Here is a 16,960-nt window from a genome sequence, read left to right as displayed (position 1 = left end):
AATGGCCAAAACCAAAATCATCGAAAAAGCTAGCTAGGTATTTTTTTAAAAAAAGGGGCTTGAACAATTTTCAGGCCCCAATCGGAGGGGAAGCAATGAAGGTTCAAAAGATAATGGTAATTGGAGCAGGTCAAATGGGGTCTGGAATTGCCCAAGTTTGTGCTCAAGCAGGCTATCAGGTTTATTTGAATGACTTAAAGCCTGAATTTGTCGAGCGTGGCTTAGGGGTTATCAGCAAAAATCTTTCACGGAATGTAGCAAAAGGCAAAATGACAGAAGAACAAAAACAGGAAGTCCTTCAGCAAATTTCCGTATCCACTGACTTACATGATGCCCGTGAGGTCGACCTCGTTATTGAGGCAGCAGTTGAAAATATGGAAATCAAAACAAAAATCTTCGCACAGCTAGATGAAATCACACCAACAGAAGTAATTTTAGCAAGCAATACATCCTCACTACCCATCACAGAAATAGCTGCAGCTACTAAACGCCCGGAAAAAGTAATCGGAATGCATTTTATGAATCCAGTACCTGTTATGAAACTTGTAGAGATCATTCGCGGATTGGCAACATCTGATGAAGTTTATCAAGTGATTGAAGATATGACGAAAACATTGGGGAAGGTACCAGTTGAAGTAAATGACTTTCCTGGATTCGTTTCGAACCGAATTCTGCTGCCGATGATCAATGAAGCGATCTACACCCTTTACGAAGGAGTGGCAACGAAGGAAGCAATCGATGAAGTAATGAAGCTTGGAATGAATCACCCAATGGGTCCGTTGACCTTAGCCGATTTTATTGGTCTTGATACATGCCTTTATATTATGGAAACCCTGCATGAAGGCTTTGGCGACGATAAGTACCGTCCATGCCCGCTGCTGCGTAAGTACGTGAAAGCCGGCTGGCTTGGCAAGAAATCCGGTCGAGGCTTCTACACATACGAATAGTTTGGAGATGAAACTATGAATCTTAGATTTACAGAAGAGCAGGAAATGATGCGGAAAATGGTTCGTGATTTTGCGGAGAACGAAATTGCCCCGTTTGTACAGCGAATGGAGCAGGGCGAATTTCCTCGTGAAATTCTTTGTAAAATGGGCGAGCTTGGTTTGATGGGCATTCCGGTTCCAGAGAAGTACGGCGGTGCCGAGATGGATTTTGTCTCCTACATCATTGCAATTAATGAGCTTTCTAGGGTTAGCGCGACGGTTGGAGTTATCCTTTCCGTTCATACATCTGTCGGAACCAATCCGATCCTGTATTTTGGGTCGGATGAGCAAAAGGGGCGATTTTTACCGAAGCTGGCATCAGGTGAGTATTTGGCGGCATTTTGTTTAACAGAGGCGGGCTCAGGTTCAGATGCAAAAAGCATGAAATCCCGCGCGGTAAAGAAGGATGATCATTATGTGATCAATGGCTCGAAGATGTTTATCACAAATGGCGGGGAAGCCGATGTTTACATTGTTTTTGCTTCGACAAATCCTGAATTGGGCAGCAAAGGAATCTCCGCCTTTATCGTGGAAAAAAATTCACCCGGCCTTGTGATTGGCAAGGATGAACATAAAATGGGACTCCATGGCTCAAGAACGCTGCAGCTTTCTTTTGAAGATATGCGTGTTCCTGTGGAGAATCTGCTTGGCCAAGAAGGCGAAGGATTTAAAATTGCAATGGCCAACCTGGATGTGGGTCGAATTGGGATTGCGGCACAAGCGCTGGGCATTGCCGAAGCTGCATTAGACGCAGCTGTTCAGTATGCGAAAGGTCGCGTGCAGTTCGGTAAGCCAATTGCGGCACAGCAAGGGATTGGCTTTAAGCTGGCGGATATGGCTACCAATGTGGAAGCCGCCAGACTATTACTCTATAGGGCAGCGGATTTACGTGCACAAGGATTAAAGTGCGGGCTGGAGGCCTCAATAGCAAAATTATTTGCCTCGAAAACAGCAGTAGAAACCGCGACGGAAGCAATTCAGGTGTTTGGCGGTTATGGCTATACAGAAGATTATCCAGTCGAACGCTACTTCCGCGACGCAAAAGTAACTGAGATTTATGAGGGAACCAGTGAGATTCAGCGGATTGTGATTAGTAAGTATCTTTGAATTGTAGATATCTTACTGGAATGTGTAGATACCTAGGCAAAATGTAGAAGCTGTGTGGTTATTTGTAAAAACGTTATGGTTTTTTGTAAAAGCTGTACAGTTTCCATAAAAATGAGAGAAAAATTACTTGAGGGGGACATATAAAATGAATTTTCGCTTAACGGAAGAACATGAAATGATTCGGAAAATGGTACGGGATTTTGCTCGAAATGAGGTAGCACCGACTGCGGCTGAGCGTGACGAGGAAGAGCGTTTTGACCGTGAGATTTTTGATAAAATGGCGGAGCTTGGGTTAACAGGGATTCCGTGGCCAGAGGAGTACGGCGGAATTGGAAGCGATTACCTCGCTTATTGTATTGCGATTGAAGAGCTTTCCCGCGTTTGCGCGTCAACAGGCGTAACGCTTTCTGCACACACTTCCTTAGCTGGCTGGCCGATTTTCAAATTTGGGTCTGAAGTGCAGAAGCAGCAATATCTTCGTCCCATGGCAGAGGGCAGTAAAATCGGAGCGTACGGGCTGACAGAACCAGGGAGCGGCTCGGACGCAGGCGGAATGAGAACAACAGCGCGACGAGACGGTGATCATTACATCCTTAATGGTTCAAAAATCTTCATCACAAACGGTGGGATTGCTGATATTTATGTGGTGTTTGCGGTAACGGATCCATCAAGCAAACATAAAGGAACGACAGCATTTATCGTAGAAAGTGACTTCCCAGGCTTCTCCGTAGGGAAAAAGGAAAAGAAACTCGGCATTCGTTCATCGCCAACAACGGAAATTATTTTTGAAGAGTGTAGGGTGCCTGTCACCAATGTACTTGGTGAAGAAGGCGAGGGCTTCAAGATTGCGATGATGACACTGGATGGCGGACGTAACGGCATTGCCGCGCAGGCGGTTGGAATTGCACAGGGTGCGCTTGACGCTGCAGTCGATTATGCGAAGGAACGCCAGCAGTTTGGTAAGCCAATTGCTGCTAACCAAGGAATCGGCTTTAAGCTGGCAGATATGGCGACAAACATTGAAGCCTCGAGACTATTAACCTATCAAGCTGCATGGCTGGAATCACAGGGTCTGCCGTACGGCAAGGAATCTGCAATGTCAAAATTATTCGCTGGTGACACTGCGATGAAGGTGACAACCGAGGCGGTTCAGGTATTTGGCGGCTACGGCTATACAAAGGATTATCCAGTGGAGAGATTCATGCGCGACGCAAAAATCACGCAAATCTATGAAGGAACACAGGAAATCCAGCGTCTCGTAATCTCTCGAATGATTACGAAGTAAGCGGAAGCTCCTTGGTCGGGAAGAAAACTGGCTAGACGCTAAAGCTGGACAGTATACAAAGTTCAAAAGAAGTTACTTTGAACAAAGGGCGGTAAAAGGGATGAAAAAGCGTGAGGTGCAGGCTTCGGTGAAAGATGAACGCCTTGTACAAAGAAGGCGTGATCAGATGATCAAAGGGGCCGTATCACTTTTTAAAGAAAAGGGGTTTCACCGGACGACGACAAGGGAAATTGCCAAAGCATCGGGATTTAGCATTGGGACGTTATACGAATATATTCGCACGAAGGAAGACGTGCTCTACTTGGTTTGTGACAGCATTTATGAACATGTAAGCGAACGGCTGCAAGAGGACCTTGAAGATATGCAGGGCACATTGGAAAGTCTGAAGTATGGCATCGCCAATTATTTTCGGGTAATTGATGAAATGCAGGAGGAAATTTTGGTGATGTACCAGGAGGCAAAATCGCTTACCAAGGATGCCCTGCCATATGTGTTGAAAAAGGAAATTGAAATGGCAGCCATGTTCGAAAAATTGATTACATTATGCGTCGAAAATGAGGAATTAAACTTAACAAACCAACAAATCAAACTCCTTTCTCATACGATTATTGTCGAGGGACAGATGTGGAGCTTCCGCCGTTGGTCATTGCAAAAGCTCTATACATTGGATGAATATATTGAATTACAAACGGAATTATTGTTTTCGGGGATTAACGGAATGAGTCAGGTACAGAAGAAAAGTCCGCGAGCGTTGTAAAGTCGGGAAAAGAATTCTAGGTTCATATTTAAATAAGGGGGAGAAAAATGAGTACTACGGGAGTTTATCAGCCGAAGCACCATATTCGTTTTGTAACTGCGTCTAGTTTATTTGATGGGCATGACGCATCGATTAATATTATGAGAAGAATTCTTCAAGCAAGCGGGGCAGAGGTTATTCACCTTGGTCATAACCGCTCGGTCGAGGAGGTTGTCAATGCGGCGATTCAAGAAGACGCGCAGGGGATCGCGATTTCTTCGTATCAAGGCGGCCATGTGGAATACTTCAAATATATGTATGATTTGCTGAAGGAGAAGGGTGCACCAAACATCCGCATTTATGGCGGCGGGGGCGGCGTTATTATCCCGCGTGAGATAAAGGAGCTGCATGATTACGGGATTGCCTGGATTTTCTCGCCGGATGATGGGCGGGCGATGGGGCTGCAAGGCATGATCAATCGGATGCTGGAGGAATGTGATTTTCCAACGGTTTCGGCTGATCACGCAGATCACATTGAAAAGCTGCCAACTGGTGATGTGAATGCCATTTCTAAATTGATTACTCTTGCGGAACTTCATGTTGACAGCAATCGTGAAGCGGCCGCTGCGGCTGAAAGTCTGCTTGAAAAAGTAAAAACCTTGACCAAGGAGATTCCGGTTGTCGGGATCACGGGAACGGGCGGTGCTGGAAAAAGCTCGCTGACAGATGAATTGATCCGCCGGTTTATCAATGAACTTCCTGATAAAAAAGTGGCGATTTTATCGGTTGACCCAACGAAACAGAAAACAGGCGGCGCGCTATTGGGTGACCGAATTCGAATGAATGCGATTTTCCACCCAAATGTATATATGCGAAGCCTTGCAACGAGATCGTCGAAATCGGAGTTGTCGCTTGCGATAAAGGATGCGGTTACGGTTGTGAAGGCGGCAGGCTTTGACTTGGTGATTGTAGAAACGAGCGGAATCGGGCAGGGGGATGCCGAGATTACTGAGATTTGTGATGTGGCTCTATATGTGATGACAAGTGAGTTCGGGGCACCTTCACAGCTTGAAAAGATTGATATGATTGACTTTGCTGATTTGATTGTAATCAATAAATTTGAACGCAAGGGCTCTGAGGATGCATTAAGGCAGGTGCAGAAGCAATACCAGCGCAGTCATATGCTGTTTGAAAAAGACACAAGTGATATGCCGGTATATGGTACGATTGCGAGCCAGTTTAATGATCGCGGCACGAATGGTTTATTTGCCGCGTTAATTGAAAAAATAAATGAAAAAATGGGAACGGATTGGGTGACTTCTTTTACAAAGGCTGCGTTAGTAGAAAAGCAAAACGTCATCATCCCAACCGACCGCCGTTATTATCTCCGAGAAATATCAGAAACCGTTCGCCGCTATCATGCAAAAGCTGAGGAGCAGGCAAATATTTCCCGGAAATTGTTCCAGCTTGAGGGAGCGATTGCCGCAGTCAAAGAAACAGAAAACGAGGAAGTTGTAGCTGCCCTAGAGGCGATTAAGATAGCAACAGAAGAGAAATTAACAGCTGAGTCGAAGAAAATCCTCGCGGGCTGGGAAAAAACAAAGGCAGACTATGCAGCGGATAAATTTGTAACGAGAATTCGGGACAAAGAAATCATCACTGTACTAAAAACAAAGAGTCTTTCCGGGATTGATATTCCAAAGGTGGTATTGCCGCGCTATAAAGATTACGGTGAAATTCTTCGCTGGGTGTATCGTGAAAATGTGCCAGGTTCATATCCGTATACGGCTGGTGTATTCCCGTTCAAGCGTGAAGGCGAAGATCCGAAACGTCAGTTTGCCGGGGAAGGGACGCCGGAACGGACGAACCGCCGTTTCCACTATTTATCAAAGGATGATGATGCTAAACGCTTAAGTACTGCCTTTGACTCGGTGACATTGTATGGAGAGGACCCGGATCATCGTCCTGATATCTTTGGGAAAATTGGTGAAAGCGGTGTTAACGTTTGTACACTTGAGGATATGAAAAAGCTTTATGACGGCTTTGATCTTTGCCATCCATCAACATCGGTTTCGATGACAATTAATGGTCCGGCACCGATCATTTTAGCAATGTTCATGAATACCGCAATTGATCAGCAAGTGAAGAAAAAAGAAGATGAGCTTGGCCGCATTCTGACTGTTGAGGAATATGCTCAAGTAAAGGAATTTACACTAAAGACGGTGCGCGGTACGGTACAGGCGGATATTTTAAAAGAAGACCAAGGTCAAAATACATGTATTTTTTCAACAGAGTTTGCACTGCGGATGATGGGCGATATTCAGCAATATTTCATTGACCAACAGGTGCGTAACTATTATTCCGTTTCAATTTCCGGGTATCATATTGCGGAAGCGGGAGCTAACCCAATTTCGCAGCTGGCGTTCACGTTATCCAATGGCTTTACCTATGTTGAGTATTATTTGAGCCGAGGCATGAAGATTGATGATTTTGCACCAAACTTATCGTTCTTCTTCTCTAATGGACTAGATCCGGAATACACGGTTATTGGCCGGGTGGCCCGTCGTATTTGGGCAACTGTAATGAAGGATAAATATGGTGCAAGTGAGCGCAGTCAGAAGCTGAAATACCATGTGCAAACATCAGGCCGTTCGCTGCATGCACAGGAAATCGACTTTAATGATATTCGGACAACGTTACAGGCATTGATGGCCTTACAAGATAACTGTAATTCACTCCATACCAATGCTTATGATGAAGCGATTACCACACCAACAGAAGAATCGGTGCGCCGTGCTATGGCGATTCAAATGATTATTACGAAAGAGCATGGGTTAGCAAAAAATGAAAACCCACTTCAAGGTTCGTTTATTGTGGAAGAACTGACTGACCTGGTGGAGGAAGCGGTGCTGCAGGAATTTGAACGTTTAAATGACCGCGGCGGCGTTCTCGGCTCGATGGAAACTCAGTATCAGCGCGGTAAAATTCAGGATGAGTCGATGCACTATGAAATGAAGAAGCATACCGGCGAGCTGCCAATCATCGGCGTAAATACGTATTTAAATCCAAATCCTCCTTCTGCAGAAGAAATCGACAGCATGGAACTGGCGAGAGCTTCCTACGAGGAAAAAGAATTACAAATTACAAACTTACGTGCATTCCAACAAACACATGCGGCAGAAACCGGCAAAGCTTTAGAACGATTAAAGGCAGCAGCCGTTAAAAACGAAAACATCTTTGCTCAACTAATGGAAACTGTAAAAGTAGCCAGCCTGGGCCAAATTTCAAAAGCACTGTATGAAGTAGGCGGACAGTTCAGAAGGAATATGTAAATATTATTCAATGGCTTATGATTATATAAGCCATTGTTTTTTTATAAGCTGTGTTAAAGCAAATCAACAGTCCAGTTTAACACAGCCAACAAAAATAATTTTTTAACTAGTACAAATAGTATCTATTTTTCTTATATAATAGATTAGCGAACATCATTGTGTCCCGGGGCGGGTGTAGATAGATGAAAAGGAAATACACGTTTTTATTTTTACTCATAAGTGCCTGGCCATTATACTATCTCTATCAACATCAATTAGGGGCCATTTCCTTCCTAGTGCTGTCTATTTTCTTCTTTGTCCAGGCGATGAAAGAGCTGAAAATGCTAAAAAACGAGAAAAAATCGGATATACCCAGCAAGACTCGGGAAAAAAACAAACAAAACAGTAGATAGAACTAGCATAAACGGGAGAATAATGTTTATAATGAAGAATATGTCAAAAAACTGGCACATAGGTGCTAAAGCTAGACATAGGCGATTTGCCCGTTATCACTCATAATAGAGTGTTAAATAGAGAAAGGAAGTGCCGATATTGAGTTTACAAGGTTACTCAAAAGAGCAATTAAAAGAGTTTTCCCTCATTGAGTTGGCGTATGAATATCTAAAAAACAGCAAACAACCAATTTCCTTCAATGACCTAATCAAAGTAATTGCTGCAGAGACAGAGCTTTCAGAAGATAGTATTAGATCAAGAATTGCACAGTTTTATACAGACATCAACATTGATGGCCGTTTTCTATCCTTAGGTGACAATCGTTGGGGACTTCGCGTATGGTATCCAGTAGATACAGCGGAAGAAGAAGTAGTTACCGTAATTAAGCCGAAGAAGAAAAAGGCGAAAAAGGTTGTCGAAGACGACTTTGATGATATTGATGAAATTGATGAGGATTTCGAAGATGAGTTGGATGACTTTGTCGATGAAGATGACCTTCTAGATGAGGATGAAGATGAGGATGATGATCTGCTCGATGATCTTGATGAGGTCGACGATTTAGACGATGACGAAGATGTCATTGAAGATGATGATGAATTCGAAATTGATGCGGAAGAAGAACTAGATGAGGATCTTGAGGACGAAGAAGATCTTGATGAAGTAGAGGATGAAGACGACGACTTATTATAGGCTTGACTTTTTAATCCTGCACTTGTACAATCTTTTTTGGGCTCCTTAAAAGAGGAACGGATCATAATTAGCTTATAAAGCGCTCCCTTACGATTTTTGTATGTGGAGTGCTTTTTTATTTTTCCATGGAAATGGACATATAGCTCTCTCGGCAAATGCCGAGACTTCTTTATTTTTTAAAAAATTTATAAAAGAAGCCTTAAACAACTTAAAGAATGCACAAACTGAATTAGAGGAGGATTATTTTATGACGAAGTATATTTTTGTAACTGGCGGTGTGGTTTCATCGTTAGGAAAAGGTATTACCGCAGCCTCTTTAGGCCGTTTGTTGAAAAATCGAGGATTGAATGTAACGATCCAAAAATTCGATCCATACATTAATGTGGACCCAGGAACCATGAGTCCGTATCAGCACGGTGAAGTGTTTGTAACCGGTGATGGCGCAGAAACGGATTTGGACTTAGGTCACTATGAACGTTTTATTGATATCAACTTAAACAAGTACAGTAACGTGACGACAGGAAAAATCTATTCTACTGTTTTGCGCAAAGAGCGCCGCGGCGATTATTTAGGCGGTACGGTTCAGGTTATCCCGCACATTACCAATGAAATTAAAGACCGCGTCTTCCGTGCAGGTAACGAAACCAATGCAGATGTGGTAATTACTGAAATCGGCGGGACTGTTGGAGATATTGAATCACTTCCATTCTTGGAGGCTATTCGCCAAATTAAGAGTGATATTGGCAGCTCAAATGTCATGTACATTCACTGTACTTTAATTCCTTACATTAAAGCAGCCGGTGAAATGAAGACAAAGCCAACGCAGCACAGTGTAAAAGAGCTTCGCAGCCTTGGTATTCAACCAAATATTATCGTTGTTCGTACTGAAATGCCGGTTTCACAGGATATGAAGGATAAAATTGCCTTGTTCTGTGATATCGATTCAAAAGCCGTGATTGAATGCCGCGATGCGGATACACTTTACTCGATTCCGCTTGCCCTTCAAGAGCAGCATATGGACGATATTGTGTGTAACCACTTGAAGTTAACGACACCAGAGCCAGAAATGACCGAATGGATTGCACTTGTGGAGAAAGTTCAAAATCTTTCTGGTAAAACACGTATTGGTTTGGTTGGAAAATACGTTGAACTTCAAGATGCCTATATTTCTGTTGTCGAAGCGATGAAGCATGCAGGTTATGCATTTGACGCGGATGTAGAAATTAAGTGGATCAACGCGGAAGAAGTGAGTGCTGAAAATGTTGGAGAGCTTTTGCATGATGTAGACGGAGTCCTTGTTCCGGGCGGCTTTGGTGACCGTGGAATTGAAGGGAAAATCCAAGCAACCCGCTATGCACGTGAAACCAAGAAACCATTCCTTGGAATTTGCTTAGGCATGCAGCTGGCAACGATTGAATACGCACGTCACGTTCTTGGATATCAAGATGCACATTCCGCTGAGTTTGTCCCTACTACGCAGCACCCAATCATTGATTTGCTTCCTGAGCAAAAGGATGTAGAGGATTTAGGAGGAACATTAAGACTTGGACTTTACCCTTGCCGTGTGATTGAGGGGACAAAAGCGTACGCTGCCTATGAGGATGAAGTGGTGTATGAGCGTCACCGTCACCGTTACGAGTTTAACAATCATTACCGTCAGGAAATGGAAGAGGCAGGATTTGTGTTCTCTGGGACAAGCCCAGATGGCCGTTTAGTGGAAATTATTGAGCTGACAGACCACCCATGGTTTGTTGCGTCACAGTTCCATCCGGAATTTGTTTCAAGACCAAATCGTCCACAGCCGCTTTTCCGTGACTTTATTAAAGCGACATTGGAAAAATAATTCTTTTTGGCCAGTTCACTATGTGGGGAACTGGCCTTTTATGCGTATTGTTTTTCCAGTAAATGTATAATTGTCCAAAAACCTTTGAAAAATGTCCAAAACCACAAGGGAATTGTCCAAAACCACAGGAAAATTGTCCAAAACCACAAGAAAAACGTCCAAAACAACAAGAAAATAGTCCAAAACTCATAAATACATGTTCAAAACAAAAAAACGACCTCAATTAAGGTCGTAAACATCACTCATATTCTGCTAAAATCTCATCAATGGTAAATTTTAAGCCATAATAAACAAATAAGGCTGCCATCGAAGACGGATATCCGTAACGATTCCCGAAATCGTCCGGTAACAAACCCTTTGTTAACTGTAAATTGATATGGACATCTGCCAATTCCGCTAACTTCCCATCTGGAATTTCTGTTGACACCGCAACAAAGGGGATATCTTTTTCCTGAAGTTTCAAAGCCCAATCAATCGCCTCTTGATCACCAGCAGTCCGCGTAAACAGCAGCACTCTGTCAGCACTGGTCAATTCTTCGGCATTCGTTAATATCCTCGCTCCCTTTAAGGGTTCCGCTCCTTCCAAGGCCTCAAACTCAATTGCCTTCATTTCTCGAAATCCTAACAAATAAATCGTTTGTCCTTGAGCAAGCAAGCGGGCGCCATCCTCAAAGGAAAATTCTTCTTTATCGCTGATTTTTTTAAATAATCCAGTTAATTGGGTGGTAAACATTTTTAACACATTCAAGCCCTCCTTCACAAGGTTATTATAGCGTTTTAAAAAAATAAAGGAAAATTACCATAAAATACCTCTAAATAATTAGAGGGTTTTCGAAGTAAATGTCGAAGATTATCTAGTGGAAGAAATAGGTATCATTAGATAATTTTAATAGGGTGAAAGAGGTGGAGTTATGAAGGAAAAAATTTTAATTGTTGACGACCAATTTGGGATCCGGATTTTATTAAATGAAGTTTTCTCAAAAGAAGGGTATCAAACCTTTCAGGCAGCAAATGGAATTCAAGCACTAGATATTGTCACGAAGCATGACCCTGATCTCGTCCTATTGGATATGAAAATACCTGGTATGGATGGTATTGAGATTTTAAAAAGAATGAAAGTAATTGATCCTGAGATTCGCGTGATTATCATGACGGCTTATGGGGAGCTGGATATGATACAAGAAGCCAAAAATCTGGGTGCGATTACTCATTTTGCAAAGCCTTTTGATATTGATGATATACGGGCAGCTGTGCGAAAACACATCCCTCAAAATGCAAATTAAAGCAATTTTGCGATAAAAATAATTGTCGAAAACTGGTGCCGCTTTCATTGTGAACATTAAAAAAACTATTCATCTTTAATGGAATTTTATGAATCTGTTTGGTATGATACTTATGAACTTTTAACTTGACCATTATCTTTCTCGGAGAATACATAATCAGTAAAATGGTAGGAAATCCTTAATAGGAAAGCCCTAATTCGAAGAGATAAAAACCTATACCAAGGAGGAAATAAAATGCCTTTAGTTTCAATGAAAGAGATGCTAATCAAAGCGAAAGCGGAAGGCTACGCTGTTGGGCAATTCAACATTAATAACCTAGAGTTTACCCAAGCCATTCTTCAAGCTGCACAAGAAGAGAATTCACCAGTTATTCTTGGTGTTTCTGAAGGTGCGGGCCGTTATATGGGCGGTTTCAAAACAATTGTGAAAATGGTAGAAGGTTTATTAGAAGATTACAAAATTACCGTTCCTGTTGCGATTCACTTGGACCATGGTTCAAGCTTCGAAAAGTGTAAAGAAGCAATTGATGCAGGCTTTACGTCTGTTATGATTGACGCTTCTCACCATCCATTTGATGAGAACGTAGCAACTACTTCTAAAGTGGTTGAATATGCTCATTCAAAAGGTGTTTCTGTTGAAGCAGAATTAGGAACAGTTGGCGGACAAGAAGACGATGTTGTGGCAGAAGGCGTTATTTACGCAGATCCTGCTGAATGTAAAGAACTTGTTGAGCGTACTGGTATCGACTGCCTTGCACCAGCACTTGGTTCTGTTCACGGTCCATACAAAGGTGAACCACAGCTTGGTTATAAAGAAATGGAAGAAATCGGTAATGCAACTGGCCTTCCACTAGTACTTCATGGTGGAACTGGTATTCCAACTCATGATATTCAAAAATCCATTTCACTTGGTACAGCGAAAATTAATGTAAACACTGAAAACCAAATTGCATCTGCAAAAGCGGTTCGTGAAACATTAGCAGCGAAACCAGATGAATACGATCCACGTAAATACTTAGGACCAGCTCGTGACGCGATTAAGGCAACCGTTATCGGCAAAATGCGCGAATTTGGTTCTGCAGGTAAAGCTTAATTTTAAAAGTAATAGTGACCTAGGGGCTAAACCCCGAGAACTCTATTGGATAGAATAGTTGAAACCGCCCCTAGTGAAGTGGGCGGTTTTAATGTATAATAAAATGATTGAATATTAAGAATTATTTTTGATATCGTCTAAATTTACCATTTTTTTAAACTTTTTTTGATATTGATACATGAAAATAATATATTGGTGTAAACTAGAGGTTAGACAAGTTGTCGGATTATGTAATTTGCTATTGGAAATAAATGGTTTATACTAGATTTTATAAAGGTAACAGTGTCCATCCCAATGGCGTAGAAGGGAGTCGAAAATGGAAAAACTTAAAATTGCGGGCGGATATCCGCTTAAGGGAACCGTAAGAATAAGTGGTGCCAAGAACAGTGCAGTTGCGTTGATACCAGCAACCATTTTAGCAGAATCACCGGTAACAATAGAAGGGCTGCCGGATATTTCAGATGTAGAAATACTGAAGGACTTGCTTGAAGAAATCGGCGGTAAAGTAGAGCTTTCAAACGATTTTGATATGACGGTTGATCCATCAACGATGATTTCGATGCCATTGCCCAATGGAAAAGTGAAGAAGCTTCGTGCATCTTACTATCTTATGGGGGCGATGCTCGGCCGTTTTAAAAAGGCTGTCATCGGGTTGCCAGGTGGATGTCACCTTGGCCCTCGGCCAATTGACCAGCATATAAAGGGATTTGAAGCACTTGGGGCCCAGGTTACCAATGAACAGGGAGCCATTTATTTGCGTGCGGACGAGCTCCGAGGCGCACGAATTTACCTTGATGTCGTCAGCGTCGGTGCAACGATTAATATTATGTTAGCAGCCGTACGTGCAAAGGGCAGAACGATTATTGAAAATGCGGCAAAAGAACCGGAAATTATTGATGTAGCTACCCTGTTAACGAACATGGGTGCAAAAATCAAAGGTGCTGGTACGGATGTTATCCGGATAGATGGAGTCGATAGTCTTCACGGCTGTCGTCATACAATTATTCCCGATCGAATTGAAGCCGGTACGTATATGATTTTAGGTGCCGCAATGGGTGAAGGTGTTTTAATTGATAATGTCATTCCACAGCACTTAGAATCATTGATTGCCAAGCTCCGAGAAATGGGTGTAACCATTGAAACCGGCGACGATCAGGTGTTTGTCAGCAGTTCGGAAAAATTGAAAGCTGTTGATATTAAAACACTAGTCTATCCTGGTTTCCCAACCGATCTCCAGCAGCCGTTTACGACTCTGTTAACAAAAGCGACAGGATCTAGTGTAGTAACCGACACCATTTATGGTGCCCGTTTTAAACATATTGATGAATTAAGAAGAATGAATGCCAATATTAAAGTAGAAGGCCGCTCTGCGATTATCAGCGGACCTGTGAAGCTTCAAGGTGCAAAGGTAAAAGCGAGCGATTTAAGAGCTGGAGCCTCGTTGTTTATTGCAGGTTTGATGGCGGAGGGAATTACCGAGGTGACAGGTCTCGATCACATTGACCGCGGCTATAGCCAGCTAGTAGAAAAACTGAATGGTCTCGGTGCAACGGTTTGGCGTGAAGCGTTATCAAAAGATGAAGCCGAACAGCTGAAAAATACGTAAATAAGCTATACTAATCTTCCTAATATGTTATACTAAATGATATTAATAAAGGTATAAATGAATTGGGGGATTAGAACATGGAGAGAAGTCTATCAATGGAGCTTGTTCGTGTAACGGAGGCTGCTGCACTTGCTTCTGCACGTTGGATGGGACGCGGGAAAAAGGACGAAGCAGATGGTGCTGCCACATCGGCAATGCGTGATGTGTTTGACACGATTCCGATGAAAGGAACCGTTGTGATTGGTGAAGGCGAGATGGACGAGGCTCCCATGCTCTACATTGGTGAAAAACTTGGTAACGGATATGGTCCGCGTGTGGACGTCGCAGTTGACCCGCTGGAGGGAACCAATATCTTAGCTTCGGGCGGCTGGAATGCACTGGCTGTTTTAGCAGTAGCCGATCATGGCAATTTACTGCATGCACCAGATATGTATATGGAGAAGATTGCTGTCGGGCCTGAAGCGGTAGGTCTTATCGATATTAATGCTTCTGTTCTCGATAACCTAAAAGCAGTGGCAAAGGCGAAGAACAAGGATATTGAGGATGTTGTGGCCACCGTTTTGGATCGTCCACGCCATGCTCATATCATTGCACAGCTGCGCGAAGCGGGCGCTCGAATTAAATTGATTAATGATGGAGATGTCGCAGGTGCCATCAATACTGCCTTCGATGATACAGGCGTAGACATTCTATTTGGTTCTGGCGGTGCACCGGAAGGCGTCATTTCAGCAGTTGCCTTAAAATGCCTCGGCGGTGAAATTATTGGGAAACTGCTGCCGCAAAATGATGCAGAATTAGCACGTTGTGTTAAAATGGGACTAGATGTTGACAAAGTGCTTCGCATGGAAGACCTTGTAAAAGGGGACGACGCAATTTTCGCTGCAACCGGGGTTACAGACGGAGAGCTTCTGCGCGGTGTTCAATTTAAGGGTTCTTATGGATCGACTCATTCCATCGTTTTACGTGCCAAATCTGGAACGGTCCGATTTGTGGAAGGCCGTCACAGTTTGAAAAAGAAACCGAATTTAGTGATCAGATAAATATTTTTTTACACCTATGTAAGAGACTAGATATGGAATCTAGTCTCTTATCTCCATAAAAAAGCGGCCTTCTCCTACAATTAGAAAATTTCCAGTTGATTAATTTTTAACCCAAGGGGTACAATAGATAGTGTTTTATTAATTCTGCTATTCTATTCATTTCTATTTTTCCTCCATTTTTATAGTATTCAAAACCCTCTATTATACGAATAGTAACTCCGGTGACGGGATAGAGTAAAAATTTTAAAGTGTGGTGTACTATGGACTTAACAATATCTAGTTTAGAAAACATGAAGCTGAAGGAGCTTTATGAACTTGCACGTGAATTTAAAGTGACCTACTACAGCAAATTATCGAAAAAGGAACTTATTTTTGCGATTTTAAAATCACGTGCCGAGCAGCAAGGTTATTTTTTTATGGAAGGCGTACTTGAGATTATTCAATCTGAAGGATTTGGATTTTTACGGCCAATCAACTATTCTCCAAGTTCGGAAGACATTTATATCTCTGCGTCACAAATCCGTCGTTTCGATTTAAGAAATGGGGATAAAGTATCGGGTAAGGTCCGGCCTCCAAAAGAAAATGAACGTTATTACGGACTTTTACATGTAGAAGCAGTTAACGGTGAAGACCCAGAATCAGCTAAAGAACGCGTTCACTTCCCAGCATTAACTCCTCTCTATCCAAATAGACATATAAAACTTGAAACCACTCCAAAACATATCTCAACACGAATTATGGATGTAGTTGCTCCAGTTGGATTTGGACAAAGGGGCTTAATTGTCGCACCTCCTAAGGCAGGGAAAACAATGCTGTTAAAAGAAATCGCCAACAGTATTACGACGAATCATCCTGACGTGGAATTAATCGTGCTCTTAATCGATGAACGTCCGGAGGAAGTAACCGACATTGAGCGATCCGTATCGGGTGATGTTGTCAGCTCGACGTTTGACGAGGTACCAGAGAACCATATTAAAGTTGCAGAGCTCGTTCTTGACCGCGCAATGCGCTTAGTAGAACATAAGCGTGATGTAGTGATTTTGATGGACAGTATCACACGTTTGGCTCGTGCCTATAACCTTGTGATTCCGCCAAGTGGCCGGACACTTTCCGGTGGTATTGACCCAGCGGCTTTCCACCGTCCGAAGCGTTTCTTCGGGGCAGCCCGGAACATTGAAGAAGGTGGAAGCTTAACCATCCTGGCAACTGCGTTAGTCGACACAGGATCACGGATGGATGATGTTATTTATGAAGAATTTAAAGGGACAGGAAATATGGAACTGCATTTGGACCGTCAGCTTGCAGAACGCCGTATTTTCCCAGCGCTCGATATTCGCCGCTCCGGCACACGGAAAGAAGAGCTGCTTCTTCCAAAAGACCATTTGGACAAGCTCTGGGCCATCCGAAAATCCATGTCCGATTCACCGGACTTTGCCGAGCGCTTCATGAAAAAATTAAAACAAACCAAATCCAACGAAGAGTTCTTTGCGCAGATTGGGGAAGAATTAAAGGGTAGAAGATCATAGGA

14 protein-coding genes are annotated in these 16,960 nt (G+C 42.8%); 13 read left to right on the top strand and 1 reads right to left on the bottom strand.

The genetic code is table 11. From position 1 onward, the window contains the following. The first annotated feature begins 95 nt into the window (after window positions 1–95). The 8 genes from V7108_RS23045 (at window position 96) to V7108_RS23010 (ending at window position 10,411) form a co-directional block, all read left to right on the top strand. Complete coding sequence (locus V7108_RS23045) at window positions 96–947, top strand: 3-hydroxybutyryl-CoA dehydrogenase (protein ID WP_335508872.1); 852 nt, start codon at window positions 96–98, stop codon at window positions 945–947. 15 nt (window positions 948–962) lie between these two features. Further along, window positions 963–2,093, top strand: a complete 1,131-nt coding sequence (locus tag V7108_RS23040) for an acyl-CoA dehydrogenase (RefSeq protein ID WP_335569563.1) — start codon at window positions 963–965, stop codon at window positions 2,091–2,093. A 145-nt stretch (window positions 2,094–2,238) separates the two neighbouring features. Then, on the top strand, window positions 2,239–3,378 hold the full coding sequence (locus V7108_RS23035; RefSeq protein WP_335508876.1) for an acyl-CoA dehydrogenase: 1,140 nt from the start codon (window positions 2,239–2,241) through the stop codon (window positions 3,376–3,378). A gap of 100 nt (window positions 3,379–3,478) precedes the next feature. Continuing rightward, window positions 3,479–4,135 (top strand): TetR/AcrR family transcriptional regulator, encoded by a 657-nt coding sequence (locus V7108_RS23030; RefSeq protein ID WP_335508878.1) that lies wholly within the window; start codon window positions 3,479–3,481, stop codon window positions 4,133–4,135. A gap of 47 nt (window positions 4,136–4,182) precedes the next feature. Further along, the gene (gene icmF / locus V7108_RS23025; RefSeq protein WP_335508881.1) at window positions 4,183–7,446 is read left to right on the top strand and encodes a fused isobutyryl-CoA mutase/GTPase IcmF; all 3,264 of its coding nucleotides are present in this window, start codon (window positions 4,183–4,185) and stop codon (window positions 7,444–7,446) included. Window positions 7,447–7,628: 182 nt separating this feature from the next. After that, window positions 7,629–7,838 (top strand): hypothetical protein, encoded by a 210-nt coding sequence (locus V7108_RS23020; protein WP_335508883.1) that lies wholly within the window; start codon window positions 7,629–7,631, stop codon window positions 7,836–7,838. A gap of 139 nt (window positions 7,839–7,977) precedes the next feature. Further along, window positions 7,978–8,568: a DNA-directed RNA polymerase subunit delta gene (gene rpoE / locus V7108_RS23015; protein WP_335508885.1), complete on the top strand. Its 591-nt coding sequence runs from the start codon at window positions 7,978–7,980 to the stop codon at window positions 8,566–8,568. A gap of 247 nt (window positions 8,569–8,815) precedes the next feature. Beyond that, window positions 8,816–10,411: a CTP synthase gene (locus V7108_RS23010; protein WP_335569562.1), complete on the top strand. Its 1,596-nt coding sequence runs from the start codon at window positions 8,816–8,818 to the stop codon at window positions 10,409–10,411. Between the two features lie 238 nt (window positions 10,412–10,649). On the opposite strand, the gene V7108_RS23005 is transcribed toward V7108_RS23010, so the two are convergent. Then, entirely contained in the window at window positions 10,650–11,153 is a 504-nt protein-coding gene (locus V7108_RS23005) for a DUF2529 domain-containing protein (protein WP_335569561.1), read from the bottom strand. A 169-nt stretch (window positions 11,154–11,322) separates the two neighbouring features. Between V7108_RS23005 and V7108_RS23000 the strand changes: the two genes are divergently transcribed. From V7108_RS23000 to rho, 5 genes are all read left to right on the top strand, one after another. Further along, entirely contained in the window at window positions 11,323–11,694 is a 372-nt protein-coding gene (locus V7108_RS23000; RefSeq protein WP_335508890.1) for a response regulator, read from the top strand. Window positions 11,695–11,928: 234 nt separating this feature from the next. Then, on the top strand, window positions 11,929–12,786 hold the full coding sequence (locus V7108_RS22995) for a class II fructose-bisphosphate aldolase (protein WP_335569560.1): 858 nt from the start codon (window positions 11,929–11,931) through the stop codon (window positions 12,784–12,786). Window positions 12,787–13,102: 316 nt separating this feature from the next. Next, a complete protein-coding gene (locus tag V7108_RS22990; protein WP_335508895.1) occupies window positions 13,103–14,392 on the top strand; it encodes a UDP-N-acetylglucosamine 1-carboxyvinyltransferase in 1,290 nt (429 codons plus the stop codon). A gap of 77 nt (window positions 14,393–14,469) precedes the next feature. After that, window positions 14,470–15,432: a class II fructose-bisphosphatase gene (gene glpX / locus V7108_RS22985; RefSeq protein WP_335508897.1), complete on the top strand. Its 963-nt coding sequence runs from the start codon at window positions 14,470–14,472 to the stop codon at window positions 15,430–15,432. Window positions 15,433–15,692: 260 nt separating this feature from the next. Continuing rightward, window positions 15,693–16,958 carry a transcription termination factor Rho gene (gene rho, locus V7108_RS22980; protein WP_335508899.1) on the top strand — a complete coding sequence of 422 codons (1,266 nt, stop codon included), beginning with the start codon at window positions 15,693–15,695 and terminating at the stop codon, window positions 16,956–16,958. Window positions 16,959–16,960: the final 2 nt, after the last annotated feature.

This window comes from Neobacillus vireti (genome assembly GCF_036962345.1).
In the GTDB taxonomy this organism is placed as follows: domain Bacteria; phylum Bacillota; class Bacilli; order Bacillales; family Cytobacillaceae; genus Neobacillus; species Neobacillus vireti_A.
Note: the sequence above shows the minus strand (reverse complement) of the source record. Positions and strands in the feature narration are given on the sequence as shown.